The sequence below is a fragment of the Alcaligenes sp. GW821-FHT11D07 genome, from assembly GCF_058808495.1.
Genome location: NZ_JBXART010000002.1, coordinates 263,130 through 285,595, shown reverse-complemented (window position 1 = coordinate 285,595; position 22,466 = coordinate 263,130). Strand labels below are relative to the sequence as shown.

At 56.1% G+C, this 22,466-nt stretch carries 24 protein-coding genes; 15 read left to right on the top strand and 9 right to left on the bottom strand.

Annotated elements, in window-relative coordinates; genetic code table 11:
• Positions 1 to 149: 149 nt before the first annotated feature.
• Together htpG and AC1RSM_RS09905 are read right to left on the bottom strand one after the other, a co-directional pair.
• Positions 150 to 2,057: a molecular chaperone HtpG gene (gene htpG, locus AC1RSM_RS09910; protein WP_492932028.1), complete on the bottom strand. Its 1,908-nt coding sequence runs from the start codon at positions 2,055 to 2,057 to the stop codon at positions 150 to 152.
• Positions 2,058 to 2,150: 93 nt separating this feature from the next.
• On the bottom strand, positions 2,151 to 3,035 hold the full coding sequence (locus tag AC1RSM_RS09905; protein ID WP_492932026.1) for an EamA family transporter: 885 nt from the start codon (positions 3,033 to 3,035) through the stop codon (positions 2,151 to 2,153).
• A gap of 130 nt (positions 3,036 to 3,165) precedes the next feature.
• Here AC1RSM_RS09905 and AC1RSM_RS09900 point away from each other — a divergent pair, with 130 nt between their 5' ends.
• Complete coding sequence (locus AC1RSM_RS09900) at positions 3,166 to 3,513, top strand: monooxygenase (protein WP_492932024.1); 348 nt, start codon at positions 3,166 to 3,168, stop codon at positions 3,511 to 3,513.
• Positions 3,514 to 3,580: 67 nt separating this feature from the next.
• On the opposite strand, the gene AC1RSM_RS09895 is transcribed toward AC1RSM_RS09900, so the two are convergent.
• Entirely contained in the window at positions 3,581 to 4,123 is a 543-nt protein-coding gene (locus AC1RSM_RS09895) for a carboxymuconolactone decarboxylase family protein (RefSeq protein WP_492932022.1), read from the bottom strand.
• 130 nt (positions 4,124 to 4,253) lie between these two features.
• Here AC1RSM_RS09895 and AC1RSM_RS09890 point away from each other — a divergent pair, with 130 nt between their 5' ends.
• Positions 4,254 to 5,108: an AraC family transcriptional regulator gene (locus tag AC1RSM_RS09890; protein WP_492932020.1), complete on the top strand. Its 855-nt coding sequence runs from the start codon at positions 4,254 to 4,256 to the stop codon at positions 5,106 to 5,108.
• On the opposite strand, the gene AC1RSM_RS09885 is transcribed toward AC1RSM_RS09890, so the two are convergent.
• Complete coding sequence (locus AC1RSM_RS09885) at positions 5,100 to 5,993, bottom strand: LysR family transcriptional regulator (RefSeq protein ID WP_492932018.1); 894 nt, start codon at positions 5,991 to 5,993, stop codon at positions 5,100 to 5,102. The two genes, AC1RSM_RS09890 and AC1RSM_RS09885, sit on opposite strands and share 9 nt — an antisense overlap.
• A gap of 154 nt (positions 5,994 to 6,147) precedes the next feature.
• Between AC1RSM_RS09885 and AC1RSM_RS09880 the strand changes: the two genes are divergently transcribed.
• The 3 genes from AC1RSM_RS09880 (at position 6,148) to AC1RSM_RS09870 (ending at position 9,867) form a co-directional block, all read left to right on the top strand.
• Positions 6,148 to 7,140, top strand: coding sequence for a Bug family tripartite tricarboxylate transporter substrate binding protein (locus AC1RSM_RS09880; protein ID WP_492932016.1), 993 nt, complete (start codon positions 6,148 to 6,150; stop codon positions 7,138 to 7,140).
• 16 nt (positions 7,141 to 7,156) lie between these two features.
• A complete protein-coding gene (locus AC1RSM_RS09875; protein ID WP_492932014.1) occupies positions 7,157 to 8,332 on the top strand; it encodes an amidase in 1,176 nt (391 codons plus the stop codon).
• Between the two features lie 221 nt (positions 8,333 to 8,553).
• A complete protein-coding gene (locus AC1RSM_RS09870) occupies positions 8,554 to 9,867 on the top strand; it encodes a ferredoxin reductase family protein (RefSeq protein WP_492932012.1) in 1,314 nt (437 codons plus the stop codon).
• Positions 9,868 to 9,878: 11 nt separating this feature from the next.
• Here AC1RSM_RS09870 and AC1RSM_RS09865 read toward each other — a convergent pair whose 3' ends face one another.
• Positions 9,879 to 10,484, bottom strand: a complete 606-nt coding sequence (locus tag AC1RSM_RS09865) for a TetR/AcrR family transcriptional regulator (RefSeq protein ID WP_492932010.1) — start codon at positions 10,482 to 10,484, stop codon at positions 9,879 to 9,881.
• Between the two features lie 143 nt (positions 10,485 to 10,627).
• On the opposite strand from AC1RSM_RS09865, the gene AC1RSM_RS09860 reads away from it, so the two are divergent.
• From AC1RSM_RS09860 to AC1RSM_RS09840, 5 genes are all read left to right on the top strand, one after another.
• Entirely contained in the window at positions 10,628 to 12,136 is a 1,509-nt protein-coding gene (locus AC1RSM_RS09860) for an MFS transporter (RefSeq protein WP_492932008.1), read from the top strand.
• 43 nt (positions 12,137 to 12,179) lie between these two features.
• Positions 12,180 to 12,560: an RNA-binding S4 domain-containing protein gene (locus AC1RSM_RS09855; RefSeq protein WP_492932006.1), complete on the top strand. Its 381-nt coding sequence runs from the start codon at positions 12,180 to 12,182 to the stop codon at positions 12,558 to 12,560.
• A gap of 311 nt (positions 12,561 to 12,871) precedes the next feature.
• Positions 12,872 to 14,026, top strand: coding sequence for a mandelate racemase/muconate lactonizing enzyme family protein (locus tag AC1RSM_RS09850; RefSeq protein ID WP_492932004.1), 1,155 nt, complete (start codon positions 12,872 to 12,874; stop codon positions 14,024 to 14,026).
• Positions 14,027 to 14,055: 29 nt separating this feature from the next.
• Positions 14,056 to 15,030, top strand: coding sequence for a Bug family tripartite tricarboxylate transporter substrate binding protein (locus tag AC1RSM_RS09845; RefSeq protein WP_492932002.1), 975 nt, complete (start codon positions 14,056 to 14,058; stop codon positions 15,028 to 15,030).
• 117 nt (positions 15,031 to 15,147) lie between these two features.
• Positions 15,148 to 15,789 (top strand): HD domain-containing protein, encoded by a 642-nt coding sequence (locus AC1RSM_RS09840; RefSeq protein ID WP_492932000.1) that lies wholly within the window; start codon positions 15,148 to 15,150, stop codon positions 15,787 to 15,789.
• 23 nt (positions 15,790 to 15,812) lie between these two features.
• Here the strand turns inward: AC1RSM_RS09840 and AC1RSM_RS09835 are convergent, their stop codons facing one another.
• The 4 genes from AC1RSM_RS09835 to AC1RSM_RS09820 form a co-directional block, all read right to left on the bottom strand.
• Positions 15,813 to 16,193 (bottom strand): nucleotide pyrophosphohydrolase, encoded by a 381-nt coding sequence (locus AC1RSM_RS09835; protein WP_492931998.1) that lies wholly within the window; start codon positions 16,191 to 16,193, stop codon positions 15,813 to 15,815.
• 74 nt (positions 16,194 to 16,267) lie between these two features.
• Positions 16,268 to 16,726 carry a YaiI/YqxD family protein gene (locus AC1RSM_RS09830; protein ID WP_492931996.1) on the bottom strand — a complete coding sequence of 153 codons (459 nt, stop codon included), beginning with the start codon at positions 16,724 to 16,726 and terminating at the stop codon, positions 16,268 to 16,270.
• 3 nt (positions 16,727 to 16,729) lie between these two features.
• Positions 16,730 to 16,996, bottom strand: coding sequence for a hypothetical protein (locus AC1RSM_RS09825; protein ID WP_492931994.1), 267 nt, complete (start codon positions 16,994 to 16,996; stop codon positions 16,730 to 16,732).
• 169 nt (positions 16,997 to 17,165) lie between these two features.
• Complete coding sequence (locus AC1RSM_RS09820) at positions 17,166 to 18,068, bottom strand: LysR substrate-binding domain-containing protein (RefSeq protein WP_492931992.1); 903 nt, start codon at positions 18,066 to 18,068, stop codon at positions 17,166 to 17,168.
• Positions 18,069 to 18,174: 106 nt separating this feature from the next.
• Here AC1RSM_RS09820 and AC1RSM_RS09815 point away from each other — a divergent pair, with 106 nt between their 5' ends.
• From AC1RSM_RS09815 to AC1RSM_RS09795, 5 genes are all read left to right on the top strand, one after another.
• A complete protein-coding gene (locus AC1RSM_RS09815) occupies positions 18,175 to 18,930 on the top strand; it encodes an SDR family NAD(P)-dependent oxidoreductase (protein ID WP_492931990.1) in 756 nt (251 codons plus the stop codon).
• Positions 18,931 to 18,954: 24 nt separating this feature from the next.
• Positions 18,955 to 19,818, top strand: a complete 864-nt coding sequence (locus AC1RSM_RS09810; protein ID WP_492931988.1) for a transketolase — start codon at positions 18,955 to 18,957, stop codon at positions 19,816 to 19,818.
• Positions 19,815 to 20,813, top strand: coding sequence for a transketolase family protein (locus AC1RSM_RS09805; RefSeq protein ID WP_492931986.1), 999 nt, complete (start codon positions 19,815 to 19,817; stop codon positions 20,811 to 20,813). The genes AC1RSM_RS09810 and AC1RSM_RS09805 overlap by 4 nt, the downstream gene beginning before the upstream one ends.
• Before the next feature lie 81 nt (positions 20,814 to 20,894).
• The gene (locus AC1RSM_RS09800) at positions 20,895 to 21,896 is read left to right on the top strand and encodes a TRAP transporter substrate-binding protein (RefSeq protein WP_492931984.1); all 1,002 of its coding nucleotides are present in this window, start codon (positions 20,895 to 20,897) and stop codon (positions 21,894 to 21,896) included.
• A gap of 27 nt (positions 21,897 to 21,923) precedes the next feature.
• A complete protein-coding gene (locus tag AC1RSM_RS09795) occupies positions 21,924 to 22,466 on the top strand; it encodes a TRAP transporter small permease (protein ID WP_492931982.1) in 543 nt (180 codons plus the stop codon).

Genomic DNA, 22,466 nt, shown 5'->3' with positions numbered 1-22,466 from the left:
ATAAGGCAACGAATCACTGACTCGCCTGTACGCTTCTAACCGCCTCTACCCTGCACCAATGCTCAGGACATGAAAAAGCCCCACTGCCTGATATCCAGGCAGCGGGGCTTGATCAACTGCGATAGGGCCGACCTAGGTCGGCCAAAACATCATTGCAAATTCAACAGCAGTCGGTTAACCCGCTTCACAAAGCTGGCGGGGTCTTGCAAGGCAGCGCCTTCAGCCAACATGGCCTGCTCCAGCAGCAACTGTGCCCACTCGCCAAAAGCCTCGTCATCAGCGGCTTGAACCTTGGCGATCAAAGCGTGCTCCGGATTGATTTCCAGAATCGGTTTGACCTCCGGAGCTTCTTGACCAGCAGCTTGCAACATACGCAGCAAGTGCGGGCTCAGTTCGTTGGCATCCACCACCACGCAAGCGGGGGAATCGACCAGACGGGCGGTAATGCGCACTTCTTTCACCTTGTCGCCCAATGTGGTCTGCAAACGCTCGACCAAGGGCTTGAAGGTTTCTGCCACTTCGGCCTGATGCTTTTTTTCTTCCTCATCAGCCAGCGCATCCAGATCCAGGCCACCTTTGGCCACGGAAACCAGTTGCTTGCCTTCAAACTCACGCAGGTAGGAAAGCATCCACTCGTCCACGCGATCAGACAACAGCAGAACTTCGATGCCTTTCTTGCGGAACACTTCCAGATGCGGGCTGTTGGAGGCAGCAGCAAAGGTATCGGCAGTGACGTAATAAATCTTGTCCTGACCTTCCTTCATGCGGCCGATGTAATCGTTCAGGGACACGACTTGAGCCGAGCCTTCCTGATGAGTGGACGCAAAGCGCAGCAAAGCAGCGATACGTGCCTGATTACCCATGTCTTCGCCGGTGCCCTCTTTCAGAACCTGACCAAACTGGTTCCAGAATTCGGCGTACTGCTCGGGCTGATTCTCGGCCAGATCTTCCAGCAAAGACAGAATGCGCTTGGCGCTGCCCTCGCGGATAGCACGTACATCGCGGCTTTCTTGCAGGATTTCACGCGACACGTTCAACGGCAGGTCGGCGGAATCAATCACGCCGCGCACAAAGCGCAGGTAAGCAGGCAACAGTTGCTCGGCGTCGTCCATGATGAACACGCGCTTCACATACAGCTTTACGCCACGACGGGCATCGCGGTCCCACAGGTCAAAAGGAGCTTGCTTGGGTACAAACAGCAGCTGGGTGTATTCGCTACGGCCTTCTACCCGGTTATGCGTCCAGGTCAGCGGGTTCTCGTAGTCGTGAGCAATGTGCTTGTAGAACTCCTGGTACTGCTCGTCGGTGATCTCCGACTTGGAGCGTGTCCACAAGGCACTAGCCTGGTTAATGCTTTCCCATTCGTCCTGAATAACTTGCTGCTGCTTTTCTTCGTCCCACTCTTCTTTGCGCATTTGCACGGGCAAAGAGATGTGATCCGAGTAGCGACGCAGCACATTGCGCAAGCGCCAGCCGTCCAGGAAATCGTCCTCGCCTTCACGCAGATGCAAGGTGATAGTCGTACCACGCTCGGCTTTTTCAGCAGCGGAAATGGAGAACTCGCCTTCGCCGGTCGATTCCCACAATACCGCCTCGTGATCCTGACCAGCACGGCGAGTCAGCACCGATACTTTGTCGGCCACGATAAAGGAGGAATAAAAGCCCACGCCAAACTGACCAATCAGTTGGGTGTCTTTTTGCTTGTCGCCCGTCAGCTGGGAGAAAAACTCTTTGGTGCCCGAGCGGGCAATCGTGCCCAGGTTGGAAATGGCCTCATCACGAGACATACCAATACCGTTGTCGGACAAGGTGATGGTGCGCTGCTCTTTATCAAATTCCACGCGGATGCGCATTTCCGGATCGCCTTCCAGCAGGGCTGGATTGTCGATGGCCTCGAAACGCAGTTTGTCGCAGGCATCCGATGCGTTGGAAACCAGCTCACGCAGGAAAATCTCCTTGTTGCTATACAAGGAGTGAATCATCAAATGCAGTAATTGTTTGACTTCAGCCTGGAAACCCAGGGTTTCGGACGTATTCGCAGTATCAGTCTGGCTCATGGTGAAAAAGCAAAAAGTGGGTTGATTGCTGCGCGCTTGAACGCGCCCTATTGCAGACAGATAGGGACGGCCCGCTATATTTCAAGAGAGCGGTCAGACAAGCGGGCCAGAAGTCAGGGCAATAACCCCCGCAATCATGACGGCACAACCCAGCAGGCTCCAGACATTGGCTTTCTCGCGCAGCACAATCATGCCCAGCACCGTACCGGCCATCATGGACATTTCACGCGCCGGGGCCACCATGGACAAGGGAGCGCCCATGCTGAGCGCCTGCAAGACCAGAATGTAGGACATGGGCGACAGAAAACCCACTGCAGCGGCCAGCTTCCAGTAGGGTTTGAGCTTCACAAAGCCTTGCCGGCCACGTCGGGCAATGAAGGGCGACAACATGCCCAGACGCAACACATTGCTGAACCAGTCCAGCAAGAAAGGCGATATCAATAGCACTTTGACGCCGTAAGCATCCACGACGGTATAGGCTGCGATCAAAATCCCCGTCTGCATGCCCCAACGCACCCCCACCAGTGCAGCAGGGCTGAAAAAACGGCGCAGATTACCTTGGGTTGCGATCAGCAAAATCCCCATCACCACCAGCAAGATACCCAGCACGCCCAACGGCCGTACCGGCTCCCCCAGCAAGATGAAAGCGCCAATGGACGAGAGCATGGGACCGGTGCCGCGCGCAATCGGATACACCACCGACAGGTCAGCCACTTGGTAGCCTTTTTGCAGGCTCAGGCTATAGCCCATGTGCAACAGGGAGCTGAGCAGCAAACAGGTGATGGTCTCCGTCGTCCAGGGCATATTGCCCTGTGTGAAGACCACCCACAGCATGATGGGAAAATAGAACAGAATGGCGAAAAAGGAGTAGGCGAACACAAAGTGCGCCCCAGCCATTGCCGCACGTTTGGAGAGCAAGTTCCAACCCGCATGAATGAACGCAGCGCATACAACCAACAACAAAGCGGTCCAAGACATGAAGGCTTCCACCAGCAAATAGCAAAAGAAAAACTATACGCCGCCTTGGGGGCCTAAGCCAGCCAACGGCGGCGCTTTGAACGTCCCATGACAAATAAGAGACAGTTCTGGATGCTTAGTACATCAAGGTATGATGCTCGACACGTATTTTGATATGGAGCCTGCCATGACGACCCTGCTGTATGTTGACTTTCCTTACTCCGGCCCCTGGGGCGCAGACATGAGCGCCGCCATGCAGGAGCTGGCGCAATCCATCTCCCAGGAGCCCGGCTTAATCTGGAAAATCTGGACGGAAAATCAAGAGCAGTCCCGCGCTGGCGGCGTCTATTTGTTTAAGGACTTAAGCAGCGCACAGGCCTATCTGGACAAGCACAGCAAGCGGCTCAATGGCTTTGGCATCAGCCAGATCGATTCGCGGTTTTTTGATGTGAACCAGCCTTTGACTGCGCTCAATCACGGCCCCCTGTCGGCACGCTAGCATCACAGCTCGAACAGGCATAAAAAAACCCGCTGGCTCAGTGCAAGCGGGTCATCACATCAGAGACTTAGGCGGTCAGTTCAACGACCTTGAAATCGACCGGCACGTCCAGCGCATTATTGATGTAGTTGGTGAACAGGTTCAACGAAGTCACGGCAACCAGCTCAACCACTTCACCTTCCGAAAAGCCTGCATCGCGCACGGCTTGAACATCAGCGGCAGACACTTGTCCGCGCTCATCCACCAGCTTGAGCACAAATTTCAACGCAGCGGCCGTGCGAGGATCATCGGACTGACCACGTTGGGCCTGGGCCAGAGTTTCAGGGCTAAGGCCCGCATTGGCACCCAATACATTGTGAGCCGCCAGGCAGTATTCGCAACGGTTCCGATCCGCAATCGCGATGGCCAGTTGTTCAACCAGCTTGGCACCCAGCTGACCACCGGCAAAGGCGCCGAAGGAACCCCACATGCTGCGCAAGGCCGCGGGCGAATTGGACACCATGCGGAACATGGCCGGCACGCTACCACCAAATGCTTTCTGAATTTCTTGCAAAGCAGGCTGGCTGGCGGCGGGAGCTTGGGCAACTTCAGGCAAAGTAAGACGGGACATGGAGATCTCCTGTTGAGGTAGGCCGTTGTGGCCGAAAAGAAGCGAACAGGGATAGTGTCTCGCCAATAACAGGATTGTTGGATAAGATTAGTCCCGACAACTTACCTTTTCATCCAGATAGGGTATTGAGATGAACCTAGACCGCCTTTCGCTTTTGCTGGAGCAATTCCGGGTCCGAGCCCATTTGTTTTACAACGGCTCTTTATGCGGCGTGACCCGATTCGCCGCCCAGCCAGGACGCGCATTTCTGCATATTCTGCGCAATGGGCAATTAAGCGTGCGCCATGATCCGCGCGATCCCGTGCCTGAGGTCATGACGATTGATCGTCCCAGCCTGCTGTTTTATCCCCGGCCACTGGAACACGCTTTTTACGATCTGCCCAATGAAGGCTCAGACTTCACCTGCGCCACGCTGGACTTTGATGGCGGTGAACATCATCCCTTGGCTCGCTCCTTGCCAGATCTGATTGTGGTGCCGCTGGACGAAGCAGCAGGTTTGGAGCAGGCCCTGGGTTTGCTGTTTGCAGAAACGGAATCGGTCCGTTGCGGCCACCGCTTGCTGGCAGACCGCCTGTTCGAGATTGTGCTGTTGCAGTTATTGCGCTGGCTGTTTGATCATCCTGACCGCTGCGATATCCCTGTGGGCTTGTTTCGAGGTTTATCGCACCCGCCGGTTGCTCGTGCCTTGCTGGCCATTCAGGCAGATCCAGGCCGGGACTGGACGGTGCAATCCTTGGCCCAAGAGGCGAAATTATCGCGCAGCGCGTTCGCCGTCCAATTCAAGCACTGGGTGGGCGATACGCCCGCAGACTATCTGGCTCAATGGCGTCTGTCTCTAGCCTGTCAAAGACTGTCTCAAGGTCAGTCCGCCAAGCGCATTGCACTGGATCTGGGCTATGCGAATCCATCGGCCCTGTCGCGCTTGTTTCGACAACGCACCGGCCAATCCATGCGGGAATGGTTGGCGGCGCGCCAGTCACAGTGAGCGATCTTGCTCCAGCACATCCAAAAAGTTCACTAGAGCCGGGTTAGTGTTGTCAGAGACATGGGCACTCATCAGCTCGGCTGCAATATCGTCCGCATCCAGCAAGGGCAGATACACCAAGGTATCCGTACGCAAGCGTGCCAGCGAGGCGGGAACGATGGCAGGAGCAATACCCGCTTCAACCATAATCAGAATGGTGGGCACCATGCTTTCTTGCACAAAGCGCGGCAAGCAACCCGAACGCTGCAATAGCCGCTGTTGAAGCAGGTGAAAGTAGCGCGACTGCTGGCGTGAATAGGCCACCATTTCGTAAGAAAAAGCCTGAAATAGCGTCAGCCCCTGACTATGTTCTTGAGCTCGCGGATCGTCACGCCTGAGCACAAACATCATGGGCTCGGATTCCACTACCTGCGGATTCAGATCCGGTACGGCAAAGGAAGGCCGGATCAAGGCTACATCCACCCGCCGTTCATACAAGGCGGCAGGCATATCGCTGGAGTTCATTTCGTAGACCTGCATATCCACTTGCGGAAAATCCTGGCGAAAGCGATACAAGTGCTTGGACACTCCGGCATAGGCACTGCTGGGGGTCAGGGCAATGCGCAACATGCCCGTCTCCCCCCGATGCACTTGCTGTACCGCTTGCACTGTCTGCTCCAGCTCCGTGCCAATCAAGCGCAAACGCCGTTGCAACTCCGCCCCCGCCGCCGTCAATTGCACGGTGCGCGTAGTGCGAATAAACAAGGTGGCGCCCACCTGTTCTTCCAATCTACGTATGGCTTGGCTCAGGGGTGGCTGGGTCATGAAAAGACGCTGGGCAGCCCGACCAAAGTGCAATTCTTCCGCCAGAATCAAAAACATATCGCTTAACTTAGAGTCCAACATAGAGCCACCAATTAAGTGCAAAAACAAATTAATAACAGTTATTTTTAATATTAGACAACATAATAAGCCGTATCTACTATCCGTCCTGACACTTATCAAATAACAGGGCCATCTGCACGTCACTGCAAAGGCTGGCCCACCGCAGGAGATGAACATGACGGTATTCAAACATCGCGCCCCTTTGTTGAGCGGCTTGCTGGCTCTGACGTTGTTGGGCTCCGGTTCGGCCATGGCCGACGCAGCCTATCCTTCGCAAGCCATCACTTTTGTGGTGCCTTACGCTGCCGGTGGCAGCTCTGACACCCGTTCACGCATGCTGGCTCAGAAAATGAGCGAGAGTCTGGGCGTGACAATTGTGGTGGAAAACAAACCCGGTGCCAGCGGCAATATCGGCACCAGCATGATTGCCCGCGCTAAACCCAATGGCTACACCATTGGCTTGGGCAACTTTGGCCCCATGTCGGTGAACAAGGCGCTGTACGGCAGCAACCTGCCTTTTGATCCCGAGCAGGACTTGCAGCCCATCGCCCTGATCGAACGCGGTGCCATGGCCCTGGGTGTCAACAGCAACTCTGCCTACAAGTCCCTGGCTGATCTGATTACCGACGGCCAAAAGAATCCCCAAAAACTGGATTATGCCTCCACCGGTGCAGGCGGTGCATCGCACTTGCTGACCGAGCAGTTCAAGGCCACGTCCGGTTTTGACGCCGTGCACGTTCCTTACCGTGGTGGTGCTCCAGCATCGAACGATCTGTTAGCCGGAAATATCTCGTTCTACCTGGAACTGGCCAGTCTGTTCTTGCCGCACATGCAGATCGACAACCCTCGTTTGCGCGTTCTGGGCGTGACCTCTGAAGAGCGTCTAAAAGCTATGCCTGATACCCCTACCTTCAAAGAACAAGGTGTGGATCTGGTGGCATCGAACTGGTTTGGCGTGATCGCTCCGGCTGGCTTGCCTGCTGAGGTTCTGGAAAAACTGAACACAGCCGTTAACGATGCACTGAAAGACCCGGAATACCGCAAAATTGTGGAATCGCAAGGTGCGGAAGTAGTCGGTGGCACTCCTGAGGAATTCAGCGCCTTTGTGAAAGAAGAAACCCTGCGCTGGACAGCCCTGATCAAAGCACAGAACATTTCGATTCAATAGTTTCTTGCTGGACCTTATGACTGCACACGCTTCCCCTCTCGCTTTGCAGGACCAGTCCATCCAGGCCTGGTCCTGGTTGGCTGATCCCACTACCTGTCTTAGCACCCATCCCGAAGGCCCCCTGTCGGGCCTGACCTTTGGCGTGAAAGATGTGCTGGATGTTCAAGGCATGCCCACCCGCTACGGCGCGCATTTTCCCAATGCGCTGCCTGCGGAGCGCGATGCCGCCTGTGTAGCCTTGCTACGCCGGGCCGGTGCCATTGCCGTGGGTAAAACAGTGACTGCCGAGTTTGCCTATGCAGCGCCAGGCCCGACCCGCAACCCCCTGAATCTGGAGCATACGCCAGGGGGTTCTTCCAGTGGTTCGGCTGCTGCCGTGGCTGCAGGCATGGTTGATTTTGCATTGGGGACCCAAACTGGGGGCTCCATGATGCGCCCCGCTGCGTTCACCGGCGTTCTGGGTTTCAAACCCAGTTTTGCTGCAGTACATCGCAGCGGGCTTTTCTTGTTATGCGACAGCCTGGACACCATCGGCTACTTCAGCCGGGAACTGAGCGTGCTGCGCCAAGTTGCCAGTGTGCTGCAAGGCTTGCCCGAAGCCAGTACACCGATTGCTCCACGCATTGGCGTCCTGGATGGCAAAGACCTGGGCCCCATTACGCCCGCAGCACTGGCCGCTTTGGACCAAGGCTGTCTGCATCTGGAAAAACAAGGGGCTCAGGTAGAGCGTTTGCCTGCCGATCCCCAACTTAAAGAGCTGCTGATCCTGCAAGGTCAGATCATGGGCTATGAAATGGCGCGCAGCCTATTGCCCGTCTGGCAAGCCAGCCCGGATGCACTGCGTCCCGTGACGGTACAAGCGATTCAGCGTGGCCTGGATCTGCCCGCAGCGGACTACCACGCCTGGCAAGCACGCCGCCGCCAGCTACAGCAGGAATGGCAGGATCGCTATGGCCATTTCGATGCCTTGCTGACACCTGCTGCTCCAGGCCCTGCGCCTTACGGTTTGGACAGTACGGGCTCTTCTATCTTGAACCGCCCCTGGTCCTTGCTGGGATGGCCTACCTTGAGCCTGCCTGCCCCGGAGCAAAACACGCCCCTGCCGCTGGGTCTGCAACTGATCGGTCTACCGCATCAGGATGATGCCTTGCTGGATCTGGCCTCCCTTTTAGTCCCTGAACAGCAAACCTGAGCACAGATCGCTGCGGTAAACAGCAACCAGAATCATTAACAAATACTTTAAATAACAACAATTTAGGGATGCTTTGAGTTTTCTCAAAGCTCTCTGTTGTCCTACCCTAAAGACCCATAGGCAGCGTACTAACATCACTAGATGTCTCCGGTGCGCTGCGTCGGTCTTGTCTTTTGCAAAACGCGTGCAGCGCCCGGCTATCTCATTAACCGGATAAGTCCATGCGCCGCCCGCTCTTACTGCTGCTTGCTTCCTTTTTTCTGATCTGGGCTGTTGAAGCCTTCTGGTTGTCCCCTTCTCCACCCGGAGATGATCTGTGGGTAATCCGCCAAGAAGGCATGCTGCTAACTGGTATTTTGGCCTTGGGCTTTATGACGGCCATCATGGTATTAGCCCTGCGCCCACGTCGCCTGGAACCCTGGCTAGGCGGTATGGACAAGGCCTACAAGCTGCACAAATGGCTGGGCATCTTCGCCATTTTGTTAAGCCTGGCTCACTGGCTTAGCAAACAATCCAAATCCGTGATCTCGGCAGCTATCGGCACCAACGGCAAACTGGTCAAAGACCCCGTTCCTGAATGGATCAGCCTGCTCAAACCCTATGCCAAAACATTGGGCGAATGGACGTTTTACGCGCTGATCGTGGTGCTGATCATCACACTGGCACGCCGTACCGTGTCTTATAAACATTGGTACAGCCTGCATCGCTTGATGCCTATTGCCTATCTGATTCTGATCTTTCATGCCGTCGTCCTGACACCCCCTGCGTATTGGTATGGCATTGGTGGCTGGCTGTTGGCCATCAGTATGGTGATCGGAACCGTTGCAGCCCTGATTCAGCTGTGGCGCAACCTGCACCCGGACTTCCCACACTCGGGTACGGTGATCTCCTGTACGGAGCAGGGAGACGTCTTGAAAGTGCAATGCCGCATGGATACCTCCTGGCCTGGGCATCAGCCCGGTCAATTCGCCTTTTTACGTTTGCAAGGCGAGTACGAATCCCACCCCTTCACGCTCTCGGATGCCGATCAGGACAATCGCATCGTGCGTTTTCACATCAAGCAATTGGGGGATTGGACGCGCAGCTTGCCAGAACGGCTGAATGCAGGACAAGCGATTGAGCTGGACGGCCCGTATGGCCAATTCCTCCAGCCCAATAAAGATGACGGGGGGGTTCACGTCTGGGTTGGTGCCGGGGTGGGCGCAACACCATTTTTATCCTGGTTAAGCCAGGATCACGAGGACGGTCACGCTCCCCATGCCTACCTGCAATATGCGTGTCAGTACGGCAATGACCCACTCGCAAACGCTCTGCGCAAAGCGGCCGAGCAACACCCGGACGTGAATCTGGATATCTACGCAGACGGTCGTCGATGGTCCCCCAGAGAGGCGCTGCAGTACTTTCAGGCAGACCAGCCCTTGCATATCTGGTTCTGCGGTCCCGCAGCCATGGGCAAGCAGTTGCAACGAGAACTAAAACAGACCTTGCCAGCGGACTCCTGGACCTTTCACAACGAACACTTTCAGTTTCGTTAAAAAAAGGCGTATTACGCTGGGCGGGACGGCGTCACGCCCAGCATGGAAACAAACATCTTCACCATATTTTTTTCCATTGCATCCCACTGCTGGGCGCTTTCCAGACCCATATTGTCGACCGCGCCGTGCATGCCTTGATAGATTACCCAGGCAGCCAGTTCCACATCATCAACAGACCACGCACCCGCTTTCTGGCCCCCATTCAAAATCAGCAGCAGGGGTTCCACTACCGTATTTCGTTCGCCCTGGTAGTTACTGCGTATATGGTCCGAAAACACCAAATCATGCATATCCAGGGTGTCCCGATACGCCTGTACCGACGCACGCGTCCAACAGGCCAGACGCTCGGCCCAATCATCCTGGGGAGCCCGCTCCAGCGCCGTTTGCACCCGGTCATGAAATTGCTGGATGAATTGTTCGCGTAATGCTGCCAGCAGTTCCTGCTTGGAACTGAAGTAGTGATAGAACAAGCCTTTGGACATCCCTGCCCGCGCCACAATATCGTCTACCGGCGTCGCGTCAAAACCCTGCTGCAAAAACAAGGCAGCCGCCGCCTCCAGCAAATCACGACGGCGAACTTCAGAGGGTTGGGTACGAGGTGTTTTGGCGACTGTCATGGTCTTCAAAGTAAGGATTAGTACCCGCTGGGCAGAGCCAGCAAGTATCACTGCATTATTTTAGCCAGCCTATTTATTTTCCATTGACTGACAGTCAGTCAATATTTTATAGTCGTGATAATAGTTCTTATTTAGTAAATATCATGACTCGTCGACTGGCTCTGACCATTGCCACGTACCTGGGGACCTTCATGGTCAGCCTGGACATCAGCATTGTGAATCTAGCCCTGCCCCGCATGCAGCAAGCACTGCAAACCGATATGGCCGGATTGCAGTGGATCGTGGATGCCTATGCCCTGTGCTTATCCGCTTTCATGCTGTCAGCCGGTTTGCTGGGCGACCGGTATGGCCGCAAGAAAAGCTGGTTGCTCGGGGTGCTGGCCTTTACGGTTGGGTCGATGATGTGCGCGCTGGCCACCACGCTACCTGCCTTGCTCTGGGGCCGCGTCGTTCAAGGGATCGCTGGAGCCCTACTAATCCCCGGCGCCCTGTCGATTCTGACTCACGCCTTCCCCAATCCTGCTGAACGCGCCCGGGTAATTGGTGGCTGGTCCTCCTTTAGCGCGCTGGCCCTGGTGCTCGGTCCAATTTTGGGCGGTGTGCTGGTGGACCTGGCCGACTGGCCCTCTATTTTCAGCTTGAATCTGCCTTTGGGCTTGCTGACCTTGGGCCTGGGCCTATGGGGCATTGATGAATCCGCCCACCCAGAACATGCGGCCTTTGACCCTATTGGCCAATTGCTGAGCATCATCTGGCTTGGTGCGCTGACCTACGGCTTGATCTGCGCCGGAGAACAGGGCTGGCACACGGCCGCCACCCTCCGCGCCTTGACCTTGGCCGCAGTCAGCTTCCTGGCCTTTATTTATGCTCAAACCCGTGTCGCTCGCCCACTTTTACCCTTGAGCCTGTTTAGGGACTACCGCTTCAATGTGGTGAGCATCGCCTCTTTTGTGCTGGGCTTTGCGGTTTATAGCAATGTGTTCTTCCTGTCTTTGTTCTTTCAGAAGGCACTGGGTTGGACTGCGACTCAAACCGGCTGGGGGCTGGCTCCGCAATTTATCGGCATGGCCTTGATAGCCTCACGTTTTGGCGCAATCAGTCAGCGGATTGGCTTGAAGTGGGTATTAGCAGCAGGCTTTATCTTCATGACGGCGGGTTCCTGGTTGCTATTGCTGCTACAACCGGGCTCCTCCTACTGGTTGGCTGGCTCGTCGCTGGTGTTACTGGGCGTGGGCATGGGCTTAGCGGTACCGGGGTGCAACACGCTAGTCATGGGCCTGGTGCCACGCGAACGCTCTGGCATGGCTTCGGCCACCACCAATGCCCTTCGGCAGACCGGCATGACGCTCGGCGTGGCCCTGTTGGCTTCCTTGATGAGCCAGGGAGCGGTCTCCTCCCTGGCCAGCCGTCTGAGCCCCGCCCGCCCTGATGTGGAACAGGCCCATCACATCATCACCTCTGGCCACGTCAACTTGCCAGCGTCTGCAGACCCCTTCTTTTGGATGGAGGCGGTACAACAGGCATGGGCAGACGGTTTTCACCGGGTGATGTTCTGGGCGGGCTTGCTGACGGTACTCAGTCTGATCCTGTTGCTTCGCCTGCGCTTGCCCCGAGCCCAGGCCGTGCAAGCCACGGCGGTAGAACTGCATTAAGCCGCTCCTGTGCCCTAAACCCGGTGTGGATTTACAATAGCGTATGGACAAATTACGACTCGATAAATGGCTATGGGCGGCGCGCTTTTACAAGACGCGTAGCCTGGCCTCCGAAGAAATCACCAAAGGGCGTGTTTTGCTGAATCAGCAAACAGCCAAGCCTGCCCGTGAAGTCTGTATCGGTGATCTGATTACGCTGCGCAAAGAGACCCCGCCTATGGAGGTGCAAGTACAAGCCCTGAGCGGTGTACGCGGCCCCGCACCTGTCGCCCGTCAGTTGTATCAGGAGACGGAAGAAAGTAGCACGCGCCGCGCACAGGCGGCCGAGCAACGCCGTTTAGCTCCCGAGCCCGCATTGGATTTTGATGCGGGTCGCCCGACCAAACGGGACCGCCGACAGATGCAAAATTTACGCGGAAAATAGCACCGCGCACTCTTGCATTTCTCAGCTTTTATCTGGCCCTGCCAAGCTCTGCTTGCCAGGGCTTTTTCTATTCCCCAACGCCTTTTTAAAAGTCCCCATAAACGCTGTTGCCACCCTGTTTTGAAATCGGTTCACCCGGAAAAGAACAAGCATCCCGACTGCTAAAAACCCAGCTTTGATATATCAGATAAAGCGTTTATATATCAATTAAATCAAGGGTTTACACCATTGATCAGTCTTGACACAAAACGCTATAAACCTAAAACAATTACATGCATACGCATCAAAAAAAGTGTGAGGAGACTGAAGAAATGAAGATCACGGCAGTACGCGCAATCCCCTTGAACGTGCCTTTTGCGTTCGACAGCGCCGGTATCAAAAAGCCCAGCAATCTGGCCATCTGTCATGTAGAAATTGAGACGGACGAAGGCATCACCGGCTATGGCCTGAGCGCCATTACCGAAGAACACCCGGTTGCCAGCACTATCAATGACATTCTGGCCAGCGACCTGATCGGCCAGGACCCTTTGAACACAGAGCGCCTGTGGGATCGCATGTACTGGAATGTGTGCCCTCGCGGTCAAACCGGCTACGCCATGCACGCCATCTCGGCGCTGGACATCGCGTTGTGGGACATCAAAGGCAAAGCATTGGGCCTGCCGGTCTGGAAACTGCTGGGTGGCGCCCGTGAAAAAGTCCCGGCTTACGCCACCTTCGGCTTTGCGTTTTTAAACGAGGAAGAACTCGTCAAGGTTGCGCTGGACTGCGTAGACCAAGGCTTCAAGGGCCTGAAAATGGTGGTTGGCCATCATGGCCTGCAACGCCGTGACGAACCCCGTCCCTTGGCAGAACTGATTCGCCAGGACATGCGCCGCATGAGTCTGGTGCGTGAGGCTATCCCGGCTGACATTCCTTTGTACATCGATGGCAATTGCAGTCTGGACTACATGCATGCCAAAACGATCGCCCGCCATGCCCGCGATCTGGATGTCGGTTTTTTTGAAGAACCTATCACCCAGAACGACACCGGCCGCTTGCGCGAACTGCGCCAAAGTACAGGCATCACCATTGCTGCCGGTCAAAACGAAGGCCAGTCCTACCGTTTCCGTGACCTGCTCATGCAGCAGGCCGTCGATATTCTGCAGCCCAACGTGCTGATCTCCGGTGGCTTTACTCAATCGCGCAAGATCTTTGCCCTGGCAGAAAGCTTTAATGCTTCGGTCGCCAATGGCGGTGCTTTCCCTTCCCACAACGGTCACCTGCACTGCGGTTTGTTGAACGGCGGTGATGTGGAATGGCACTTGGCCGCCAGCGCCATGATGGCCGAGATCTACACCGGCCTGCCTCAGCCCGAACAAGGCTGGCTGCGCATGCCCGACGCCCCTGGCCTGGGCCTGACGCCCCGCCAGGATCAAATCGACAAGCTGCGCAGCAATCCCGGCAGCTTGGGCTCCGGCAAAGGCTGAACCGACGACTACCGAGGAGGTAAAAAAACATGAAACCCTGGTCCCGTGTTGTACTTGCCCTCAGTTTTACTTTTGCTGCCCTGCCCACCAGTTGGGCCGCCCCGCCCGCCTGGGCCGAGCGTCCCGTGCGGCTGATCGTCCCATCCGCTGCCGGCGGCTCGGGCGACACCCTGGCCCGCCCTCTGGCCGAAGCCCTAGGCAATGAAATTGGTCAAATCGTTGTGGTAGAAAACAAGGGAGGAGTCGGTGGTGTGCTGGGTGCCAGCATGGTTGCCAACTCCAGCCCCAACGACAATCAGCTGCTGTTTGGCGCCGTTCACCACATGATTGCGCCTGCTGTGTTGAAGAACTTTCCCTACAACACCCGCACTGACTTAAAGCCCGTCACCCTGATTGCTGCCATGCCCAATGTGCTGGTGGTCAATGCCAAGTCTCCCTATCACAGCGTCCAGGATTTACTGGAGGCGGCCAAAAAAGGACATGGGGTGAACTACGGCACCAGCGGCGTGGCCACCATGCTGCATCTGATGGCGGGCAAGCTGGAAAAAGTGTCTGGCACCACCATGACTGCCGTGCACTACAAAGGCAGTGGCCCGGCCGTCATGGCGCTGATCAGTGGCGATCAAGTGGACTTTATGTTCGAGACCATGCCATCCGCCGTGGCACAGATACGCAATGGCCGCTTGCGTGCCCTGGCCGTCACCAGCCCGGAACGTGCCGCAGCTCTGCCTGATGTTCCTACCTTGAAAGAGCTGGGCCTGGATGAAATAAGCGCCCAGACCTGGTACGGAATTTTCATGCAAGGTGATGTGCCGGATGCCACGGTGCAAGAGGTGGCACAAGCTATCCACAAGGCTCTGGCAACCGAGAAGATCCAGACCTCCTGGGAGAGCAACGGAGCCACACTAGTCACCAATAGTCCCGCCGAATTCACCGCTTATGTGGATCAGGAGCTGAATTACTGGGCCAATGCGGTCGGTGATTTGGGTTTGAGCGATTTTTAGACCCGCCGGATTTCGTTCCAGAAAGGGGCTGCTTCATGCAGCCCTTTTTTCCGACCTTGCCAAGGCCCTGCGGCTTCGCGTTATGCTGTTGCTCCCACCCTCCAGCCAACGACCACTATGCCCAGCCCTTTCCATCCCTTTGATGAACTTGCTCAACAGCTCCTGCCCCATAGCAGCACCAGCCATAACGACGGCTCGCACGATCAATCTCACCTGATCCGTGTCTGGAAAAACGTCTGTACCATCCAGGCTCAGGAAGGCGGTGACCTGCGAATTTTGTTGGCATCCACTGTGCTGCATGATTGCGTCGCAGTAGAAAAAAACTCTCCGCTGCGCTCTCGTGCATCGACCTTGGCAGCCGAACAAGCGCAACACCTGCTCCGTGAAATGGGCTGGTCAGAACAAGACTGTGAAGCAGTAGGCCAGGCCGTACGAAGCCATAGCTTTTCAGCCAATATCCCGCCCGTCAGCCTGGAAGCGCGTATTTTGCAAGATGCAGACCGACTGGATGCGATCGGGGCCTTAGGAGTCGCCCGCTGCTTCTACACAGCAGGACGCATGGGCTCCAGCCTGTACGACGCGCAAGACCCCAAAGCAGAAAACCGCCCCCTGGATGACAAACGCTACGCACTGGACCACTTTCCAGCCAAGTTATTCAAACTGGCCGAAGGTTTCCAAACCGAAACCGGACAAAAAATCGCACACGAACGACATGCGCGGATGGAGCGGTTTGTAGAAGAAATGTTGGGGGAGCTGTAGGCAGCCGCTCTAACTAAGCAGCCTTATAACTCCGTATATTTCTTGTTCGTGCCCCGCACCTTGTCAGCGGGGTATTTCTGCGCGTTCTTGGCAATTTTGTTGGTGACGGCCTCATTCATATCTACACCCAAAACATAAGCAAGGCGGCTCAGATAGATCTGCACATCAGCCAGCTCATCGCGCACCGCTTCAGCGGTTTTAGGGTCATTGCCAGCCTGGCGGGATTGGTCTTCTGTCAGCCACTGAAAGATCTCGATCAGCTCGCCCACTTCATTGGTCAGCGCCATGGCCAAGTTCTTGGGGCTATGAAATTGCTCCCAATCGCGCTCGCGAGCGAACTGAGCTACGGCCTCGTTCAAACCCGTCAGATTCATCAAGGGACGTTTGGCGTTTGAGTCTGTCATCACACTTCACTTAAAAAATTTTGATCCAGCGACAGACTCACACAAAGAACGGGCAGATGGCAAGCCCGCTGGAACTACCGCTCCGTGCTAGTCAGGCTGGCCATCAGGCGATCCAGCGCATTGGCAAACGCGCGACGATCAGCCTGACTAAAAGGGGCGGGTCCGCCTATGTCTACACCAGTGCTGCGTAGCTCTTCCATCATGTCTCGCATGGCCAGACGCTCGCCAATACTGTTGGCATCCAGGCGCTCGCCCCTGGGCGTCAGAACTAGAGTCTTGCGCTCCAGCACCTGTGCCGCCAAAGGGATGTCACCGGTAATGATCAAATCGCCTTCATTGGCATGCTGGACGATGTAGTCATCCGCCACATCGAAGCCTCGGGGCACTTGCACGGCCCGTAGCCAAGGGGACGGCGGAGTACGCAGCATCTGGTTCGCCACCAAGGTCACATGCCGGCTCCAGCGCTGCGCAGCGCGATACAGGATTTCTTTGATGACTACCGGACAAGCATCGGCATCTACCCAGATCTGCATGAATTACAGGTCCAGCGCTTGGGCCAGCAGGCGGTCAATGACTTCATTGGTGGACACACCTTGCTCAGCAGCACGAGCACGTACGGCATCAATAACAGGCTGGGTCAGTTTGACGGGAAAGGACACCAGACCGGCCGCTTGATCCAGACGGCGTTGTTCGCGTCGGTCTGCAACGGCAGAGTCACCGGCAAAGCGCTGAGGTGGGCTGGCTTTTTTCATATCGCTCAGCAGTTTGACCGCGCTGAGCTTTTCCATATCGGTGCGTTTCATGGGGATTTCTTTATAAGAATGGGCTGGCTCGCTCGGAGTAAGCGAACAACACAAGGACAGAACCAAGAGCCAGTATGGCTGGCATACTGCGCAGCTTACGGGAAAAAGTCCAGATTTTTATACATGTCCTGCCGTGAGACATGCATTGACTGGCTACATTACTCTTTACTTACGTCGGTGCTGCAGAGGACGAACCCGGCATTCCCAATTCTGCCATCATCCATTCCCGAAACTCGCCAATAGCTTGCAAGCGGCGCGTTGCATGGGAATAGGTCAAATAATGGCCCGTGTAATACATTTCTTGCTCAATGCCAGCCAAAGGGCGAACTAAATCGCCCCGGGCCAGCTCACGCTCGGCCAGCAAGGTTGATTCCAAGGCGACACCCAAGCCATCTGCAGCAGCGGCTATCGCCAAAAAGCTACGATCAAAGCGAGCACCTTTCAAAGGCGGTGAGGGCATTCCATGATGTTCAAACCAGGCCGGCCAACGAATCTGTTTCACATCGCTCTGGATCAATGGCACCCGGTATAAATCCTCAACTGTCCGTATTTGCGCCGCCATTTCTTTAGAACACAGCGGCGTCAACAGCTCCTCTGCCAATGGAACTACCAACTGCCCCTCCGAACGTGGCTTGCCGTACACCACGTCAAGATCAAACTCGTTGTACTCAAACCGCGCATATTCCGTATTGGCAGCCAGACGCAAGTCGATCTGCGGATGCGTTTCCAGAAAACGGCGCAGACGTGGCAGCAGCCATTGCGCGGCAAAACTGGGAGCAGAGTGCATGCGCAGCACGGCGGGCCGATCACTGGAGACCAGATCAATACCTTGGCGCAGCTCATCAAACGCACGCCCGACGTGACTGTATAGCGTCTCCCCGGCGGGAGTCAGCACGATGGTACGGGTACTGCGTTTGAACAAGGACGTACCCAGATGATCCTCCAAGCGTCGGATTGCATGGCTGACGGCACTGGGGGACAGAAACAGCTCATCGGCAGCTGCCCGAAACGAACCAGTACGAGCCGCTGCCTCAAAAGTCCGCATCATCGCGATCGGAATGTTTCTGAGCATATTAGTGACTCCAATTCATCAATACATGCAATCTTACCGTTTGTTTGGCCTTTTCGCTGTTGATACGATTCATCAATAACAAGATATCCATTAAGGAGAAGGCATCATGTTGTTGAAAGATAAAGTCGCCGTCATCTCTGGCGCTGCTGGCCTGCGAGGTATTGGTCTGGCAACTGCCCGTCGTTTTGCCGAACAAGGCGCCAAAGTTGCGATCCTGGATCTGAACCTGGAGGCTGCGCAGACTGCTATCGCCAGTCTGCCTGCCGGTTCACATCTGGCTTTGGTTTGTGATGTGACAGACCGTGAACAGTGTCAGCTCGCGGCTAAACAGATTGTTGAGCACTATGGTCGTATTGACGTTCTGATCAACAATGCAGGGATCACGCAGCCCGTACGCACACTGGATATCGACCCGGAAAGCTGGGATCGCATTCTGGACGTCAATTTGCGCGGCGTACTCTACTTGAGCCAAGCCTGCCTGCCCACGATGCGCTCCCAAGGTAGCGGCTCCATCGCCTGCATGTCCTCCGTATCCGCGCAGCGCGGCGGTGGCATCTTTGGCGGTCCCCATTATTCCGCCGCCAAGGCAGGGGTTCTGGGTCTGGCCAAAGCCATGGCTCGAGAATTCGGCCCCGATGGCATCCGTGTGAACTGTGTCACACCAGGTTTAATCGAAACCGACATTACCGGCGACAAACTGACCGATGCCATGCGCCAGGACATCCTCAAGGGAATCCCGCTGGGTCGACTAGGCGCTGCGGGTGATGTGGCCAACGCCTATCTGTTTTTAGCCTCTGACCTGTCTGCCTATATCACCGGCGCCGTTATCGATGTCAATGGCGGCATGCTCATTCATGGCTAAGGCCGTCATCAGGAGTCAATTTCCATGAGTCTTACCACCACTGCAACTTGCTCAACATTGCTGCCGCTGCAAGAAGCTGCCTGGCGCATTCGCCGTCTGGCCTTACGCATGGGCGAAGTGCAAGGCCAGGGCTACATCGGCCAGGCCCTGGGCATGGCCGACATCCTGGCTGTGGCCTACCGCCACGCCATGAACTACAAAGCGGACGACCCTAAATGGGAAGGACGAGATCGTTTCTTGTTGTCGCACGGTCACTATGCGATTGCCCTGTATGCCGCCCTGATTGAGGCAGGTGTGATCCCGGAACAAGAGCTGGAGACCTACGGCAGCGACGACAGCCGTCTGCCCATGTCTGGAATGGCGACCTATACCCCGGGGATGGAAATGTCCGGAGGCTCACTAGGCCAAGGGCTACCTATCGCTGTGGGCATGGCACTAGCGCTACGCCAAAAGAACAACCCCGCCTTTGTGTACAACTCCATGTCGGATGGCGAGCTGGATGAAGGCTCGACCTGGGAGGCCGCCATGTCTGCCGCCCATCATGGCCTTGAGCACCTTATTTGTCTGGTCGACATCAATCAGCAGCAAGCGGACGGCCCCTCCGGCAAGGTATTGGGCTTTGAACCGCTGGCCGACAAATGGGCTGCTTTTGGTTGGCACGTACAGCGAGCCGATGGCAATGACATTGCTGCGGTACGACAGGCCTTCGATACGGCTCGCCAGGTAGCCACCCCCAAGCCACGCGTGATCCTGTTCGATACCCGGATGGGATGTGGCGTGCCTTTTCTTGAGCAACGCGAAAAGAACCACTTCATCCGCGTTGATGCTGATGAATGGCAGCAAGCGCTCGATATATTGGACGCCAACAAGCCGGGAGTATCCCCATGAATAACACCTCCACTGCCCCTCGCCTGAAAACCTCCGCCATGATTGCCTCGATTGCCGATGACAATCAGCGCACCGAAACGGCTCCCTTCGGCCACGCATTGGCAGAGCTGGCAAACCAGCGTCCCGATATTGTTGGCATGAGCGCTGACCTGGCTAAATACACGGACCTGCACATTTTCGCGCAAGCACATCCCGAGCGTTTTTTCCAGATGGGCATGGCCGAACAACTTCTGATGGGCGCCGCTGGGGGAATGGCTAAAGAAGGCTTTACGCCATTTGTGACCACTTACGCGGTCTTTGCTTCACGCCGCGCCTATGACTTCATTCACCAAGTCATTGCGGAAGAAAATCTTAATGTGAAGATCGCTTGCGCCTTGCCCGGACTGACCACGGGCTACGGCCCCAGCCATCAAGCCACAGAGGATATCGCCATCTTCCGAGGAGTGCCTGGCCTGACGATTCTTGATCCCTGCGATGCTCTGGATACACGCCAGGCCGTGGCAGCCATGGCTAATCATCCTGGCCCAGTGTATATGCGCTTACTACGAGGCAAAGTGCCTCTGGTGCTGGACGAGTACGACTACCAGTTCGAGATGGGCCGCGCCAAGCTTTTGTGCGACGGTGATGATGTGCTGTTCATCAGCAGCGGACTGATGACCATGCGCGCACTGGACGCTGCCAAAATCTTGCGCGAACAAGGTATCAGTGCCGCTGTACTACACTCTCCGACCATCAAGCCACTTGATAGCGACACTATTCTTGCTCAGGTCCAGCGCCGTCCACGTCTGGTCGTGGTTGCTGAAAACCACTCAAGCATTGGCGGTCTGGGTGAGGCCGTAGCCCACACTTTGTTAATGGCAGGCGTCACTCCAGCGGGCTTCCGTCATATTGCCTTGCCGGATGCCTTTTTGGATGCAGGTGCCTTGCCAACCCTGCATGATCGGTACGGAATTTCAACAAGCTCAATCTGCCAGTCTGTTCGCAGCTGGCTCTAGCCTCAGTCGGCCACCCTTGTGGCCGCGCTGAACAAGAAGAATGGCGCCAAGACCATTCCTGATTCTATCTAGGAGACAAACATGACGATGACTCGCAGAACCTTTCTGGCTGGCGCCAGCGTAGTTGCTATCGCGCCCGCCTTCCCTGCTTTCTTGCGGCGCGCCCATGCCGCCACGACGTTAACCCTGGGACATGGCGCAGTACCTGGCAACCCACGTGCACTTGCAGCCGAACGCTTTGCCGCCCTAGTCTTGGAAAAAACCCAAGGTGCGGTGCGCATCAACATCGCCGGGGCCGAACAATTGGGTAGTGATGCCGCCATGCTCACGAGCTTGCGCACAGGCGTGCTGGACTTCAGCATTAACAGCCAAGGCGCCACGGCAGCCGTCGCTCCCGAATTAAATGCACTGGGCCTGCCGTTTCTATTTCGCGACCCGGCGCACGCGTTGGCCATACTCAAAGGTCCCATCGGCAATGAACTGGCAGAACGCCTTCAAAAACGGGGCTTGGTCGCGCTGGACTGGTGGGACAACGGCGTGCGTCATGTCACCAATAGCAAACGCCCTATCCTGACCCCGCCCGATCTGGCCGGTATGAAAATACGAGTCCCAGCCGATGCCATGCTGATGGATGTGTTCCGAGCTCTGAACGCCAGCCCTGAGCAAATCGCCTTCGGTGAACTGTATCTGGCCTTGCAGCAAGGCGTTGTGGACGGCCAAGAGAACCCGCTGGCCAACATCGCCAGCTCCAAGCTGTATGAAGTGAACGCCTTCATCAGCCTGACCGGCCATGTCTGGCAGAGTAATCCATTCCTGATGGCCCGTATGGCACAAGGCAAGGTAGGGCAACCTGAGTTGACGGCCATCCGTGAAGCAGCCGTTGAAGCAGGCCTGATGCAACATCAATTGATGCATGACACCAACGAAAAGCTGGCGCAAACGCTGCAGGATTTTCCCGGCGTGAAAATCAACGAGGTTGACCGCCCTGCCTTCCAACAAGCGACCAGCGCAATTGCCGAACAATGGAAGAAAAAACCATTCGGTGATCTCGTCGCGCAATTGATGGACCAAGCGGCGCAATAAGTGCCGCGATGTGACCAAAGGAATGCCATGACCTTACCCACTGCGCGCGCACCGCGCCTGCTTGCGGCAACACACTGGCTGGACCGTCAGATCTACCGTGTGTGTTCAGTCTTGCTGCTCGTCACGATGCTGGTCCTGCTGGTCGGATTGAGCCTGAATGTCGTGCTGCGTTATCTGTTGCAAGGCGGCGGTCTGGGATGGGTGTCCGAGATGCCGTCCTATCTCTTTCCCTGGATGATCGCTGCCGGAATCGTCATGGCAGCCCAGCAAGGGGCCCACATTGCCATTGATATCCTGAGCCAGTACCTGGGCCACCGTGCCCGCTGCGCTCTGGCCTTAAGTGTCAACGCGCTCATTGTGGTCGCGTATCTAGTGCTGTTCGACGTCATCGTGGACATGATGGAAATTGTGGCCTTTGAACGCAGCCCACTGCTTGATCTGCCCTTGAGCTGGGCGTATGCCGCGCTGGCATTCGCCGCCTTGGGAACCGCTATTTGCAGTTTGCTGATCGGCGTACGAATCGTCCTCCAGGGCGAGGCCGGCCTGCCAACCCCGAATAAGGAGTACTGA

What these genes read in the sequence shown, in the direction of transcription:
- htpG (WP_492932028.1), bottom strand. Translation starts at nt 2,057, where the DNA reads ATGAGCCAGACTGATACTGCGAATACGTCCGAAACCCTGGGTTTCCAG.
- AC1RSM_RS09905 (WP_492932026.1), bottom strand. Translation starts at nt 3,035, where the DNA reads ATGTCTTGGACCGCTTTGTTGTTGGTTGTATGCGCTGCGTTCATTCAT.
- AC1RSM_RS09900 (WP_492932024.1), top strand. Translation starts at nt 3,166, where the DNA reads ATGATGCTCGACACGTATTTTGATATGGAGCCTGCCATGACGACCCTG.
- AC1RSM_RS09895 (WP_492932022.1), bottom strand. Translation starts at nt 4,123, where the DNA reads ATGTCCCGTCTTACTTTGCCTGAAGTTGCCCAAGCTCCCGCCGCCAGC.
- AC1RSM_RS09890 (WP_492932020.1), top strand. Translation starts at nt 4,254, where the DNA reads ATGAACCTAGACCGCCTTTCGCTTTTGCTGGAGCAATTCCGGGTCCGA.
- AC1RSM_RS09885 (WP_492932018.1), bottom strand. Translation starts at nt 5,993, where the DNA reads ATGTTGGACTCTAAGTTAAGCGATATGTTTTTGATTCTGGCGGAAGAA.
- AC1RSM_RS09880 (WP_492932016.1), top strand. Translation starts at nt 6,148, where the DNA reads ATGACGGTATTCAAACATCGCGCCCCTTTGTTGAGCGGCTTGCTGGCT.
- AC1RSM_RS09875 (WP_492932014.1), top strand. Translation starts at nt 7,157, where the DNA reads ATGACTGCACACGCTTCCCCTCTCGCTTTGCAGGACCAGTCCATCCAG.
- AC1RSM_RS09870 (WP_492932012.1), top strand. Translation starts at nt 8,554, where the DNA reads ATGCGCCGCCCGCTCTTACTGCTGCTTGCTTCCTTTTTTCTGATCTGG.
- AC1RSM_RS09865 (WP_492932010.1), bottom strand. Translation starts at nt 10,484, where the DNA reads ATGACAGTCGCCAAAACACCTCGTACCCAACCCTCTGAAGTTCGCCGT.
- AC1RSM_RS09860 (WP_492932008.1), top strand. Translation starts at nt 10,628, where the DNA reads ATGACTCGTCGACTGGCTCTGACCATTGCCACGTACCTGGGGACCTTC.
- AC1RSM_RS09855 (WP_492932006.1), top strand. Translation starts at nt 12,180, where the DNA reads ATGGACAAATTACGACTCGATAAATGGCTATGGGCGGCGCGCTTTTAC.
- AC1RSM_RS09850 (WP_492932004.1), top strand. Translation starts at nt 12,872, where the DNA reads ATGAAGATCACGGCAGTACGCGCAATCCCCTTGAACGTGCCTTTTGCG.
- AC1RSM_RS09845 (WP_492932002.1), top strand. Translation starts at nt 14,056, where the DNA reads ATGAAACCCTGGTCCCGTGTTGTACTTGCCCTCAGTTTTACTTTTGCT.
- AC1RSM_RS09840 (WP_492932000.1), top strand. Translation starts at nt 15,148, where the DNA reads ATGCCCAGCCCTTTCCATCCCTTTGATGAACTTGCTCAACAGCTCCTG.
- AC1RSM_RS09835 (WP_492931998.1), bottom strand. Translation starts at nt 16,193, where the DNA reads ATGACAGACTCAAACGCCAAACGTCCCTTGATGAATCTGACGGGTTTG.
- AC1RSM_RS09830 (WP_492931996.1), bottom strand. Translation starts at nt 16,726, where the DNA reads ATGCAGATCTGGGTAGATGCCGATGCTTGTCCGGTAGTCATCAAAGAA.
- AC1RSM_RS09825 (WP_492931994.1), bottom strand. Translation starts at nt 16,996, where the DNA reads ATGAAACGCACCGATATGGAAAAGCTCAGCGCGGTCAAACTGCTGAGC.
- AC1RSM_RS09820 (WP_492931992.1), bottom strand. Translation starts at nt 18,068, where the DNA reads ATGCTCAGAAACATTCCGATCGCGATGATGCGGACTTTTGAGGCAGCG.
- AC1RSM_RS09815 (WP_492931990.1), top strand. Translation starts at nt 18,175, where the DNA reads ATGTTGTTGAAAGATAAAGTCGCCGTCATCTCTGGCGCTGCTGGCCTG.
- AC1RSM_RS09810 (WP_492931988.1), top strand. Translation starts at nt 18,955, where the DNA reads ATGAGTCTTACCACCACTGCAACTTGCTCAACATTGCTGCCGCTGCAA.
- AC1RSM_RS09805 (WP_492931986.1), top strand. Translation starts at nt 19,815, where the DNA reads ATGAATAACACCTCCACTGCCCCTCGCCTGAAAACCTCCGCCATGATT.
- AC1RSM_RS09800 (WP_492931984.1), top strand. Translation starts at nt 20,895, where the DNA reads ATGACGATGACTCGCAGAACCTTTCTGGCTGGCGCCAGCGTAGTTGCT.
- AC1RSM_RS09795 (WP_492931982.1), top strand. Translation starts at nt 21,924, where the DNA reads ATGACCTTACCCACTGCGCGCGCACCGCGCCTGCTTGCGGCAACACAC.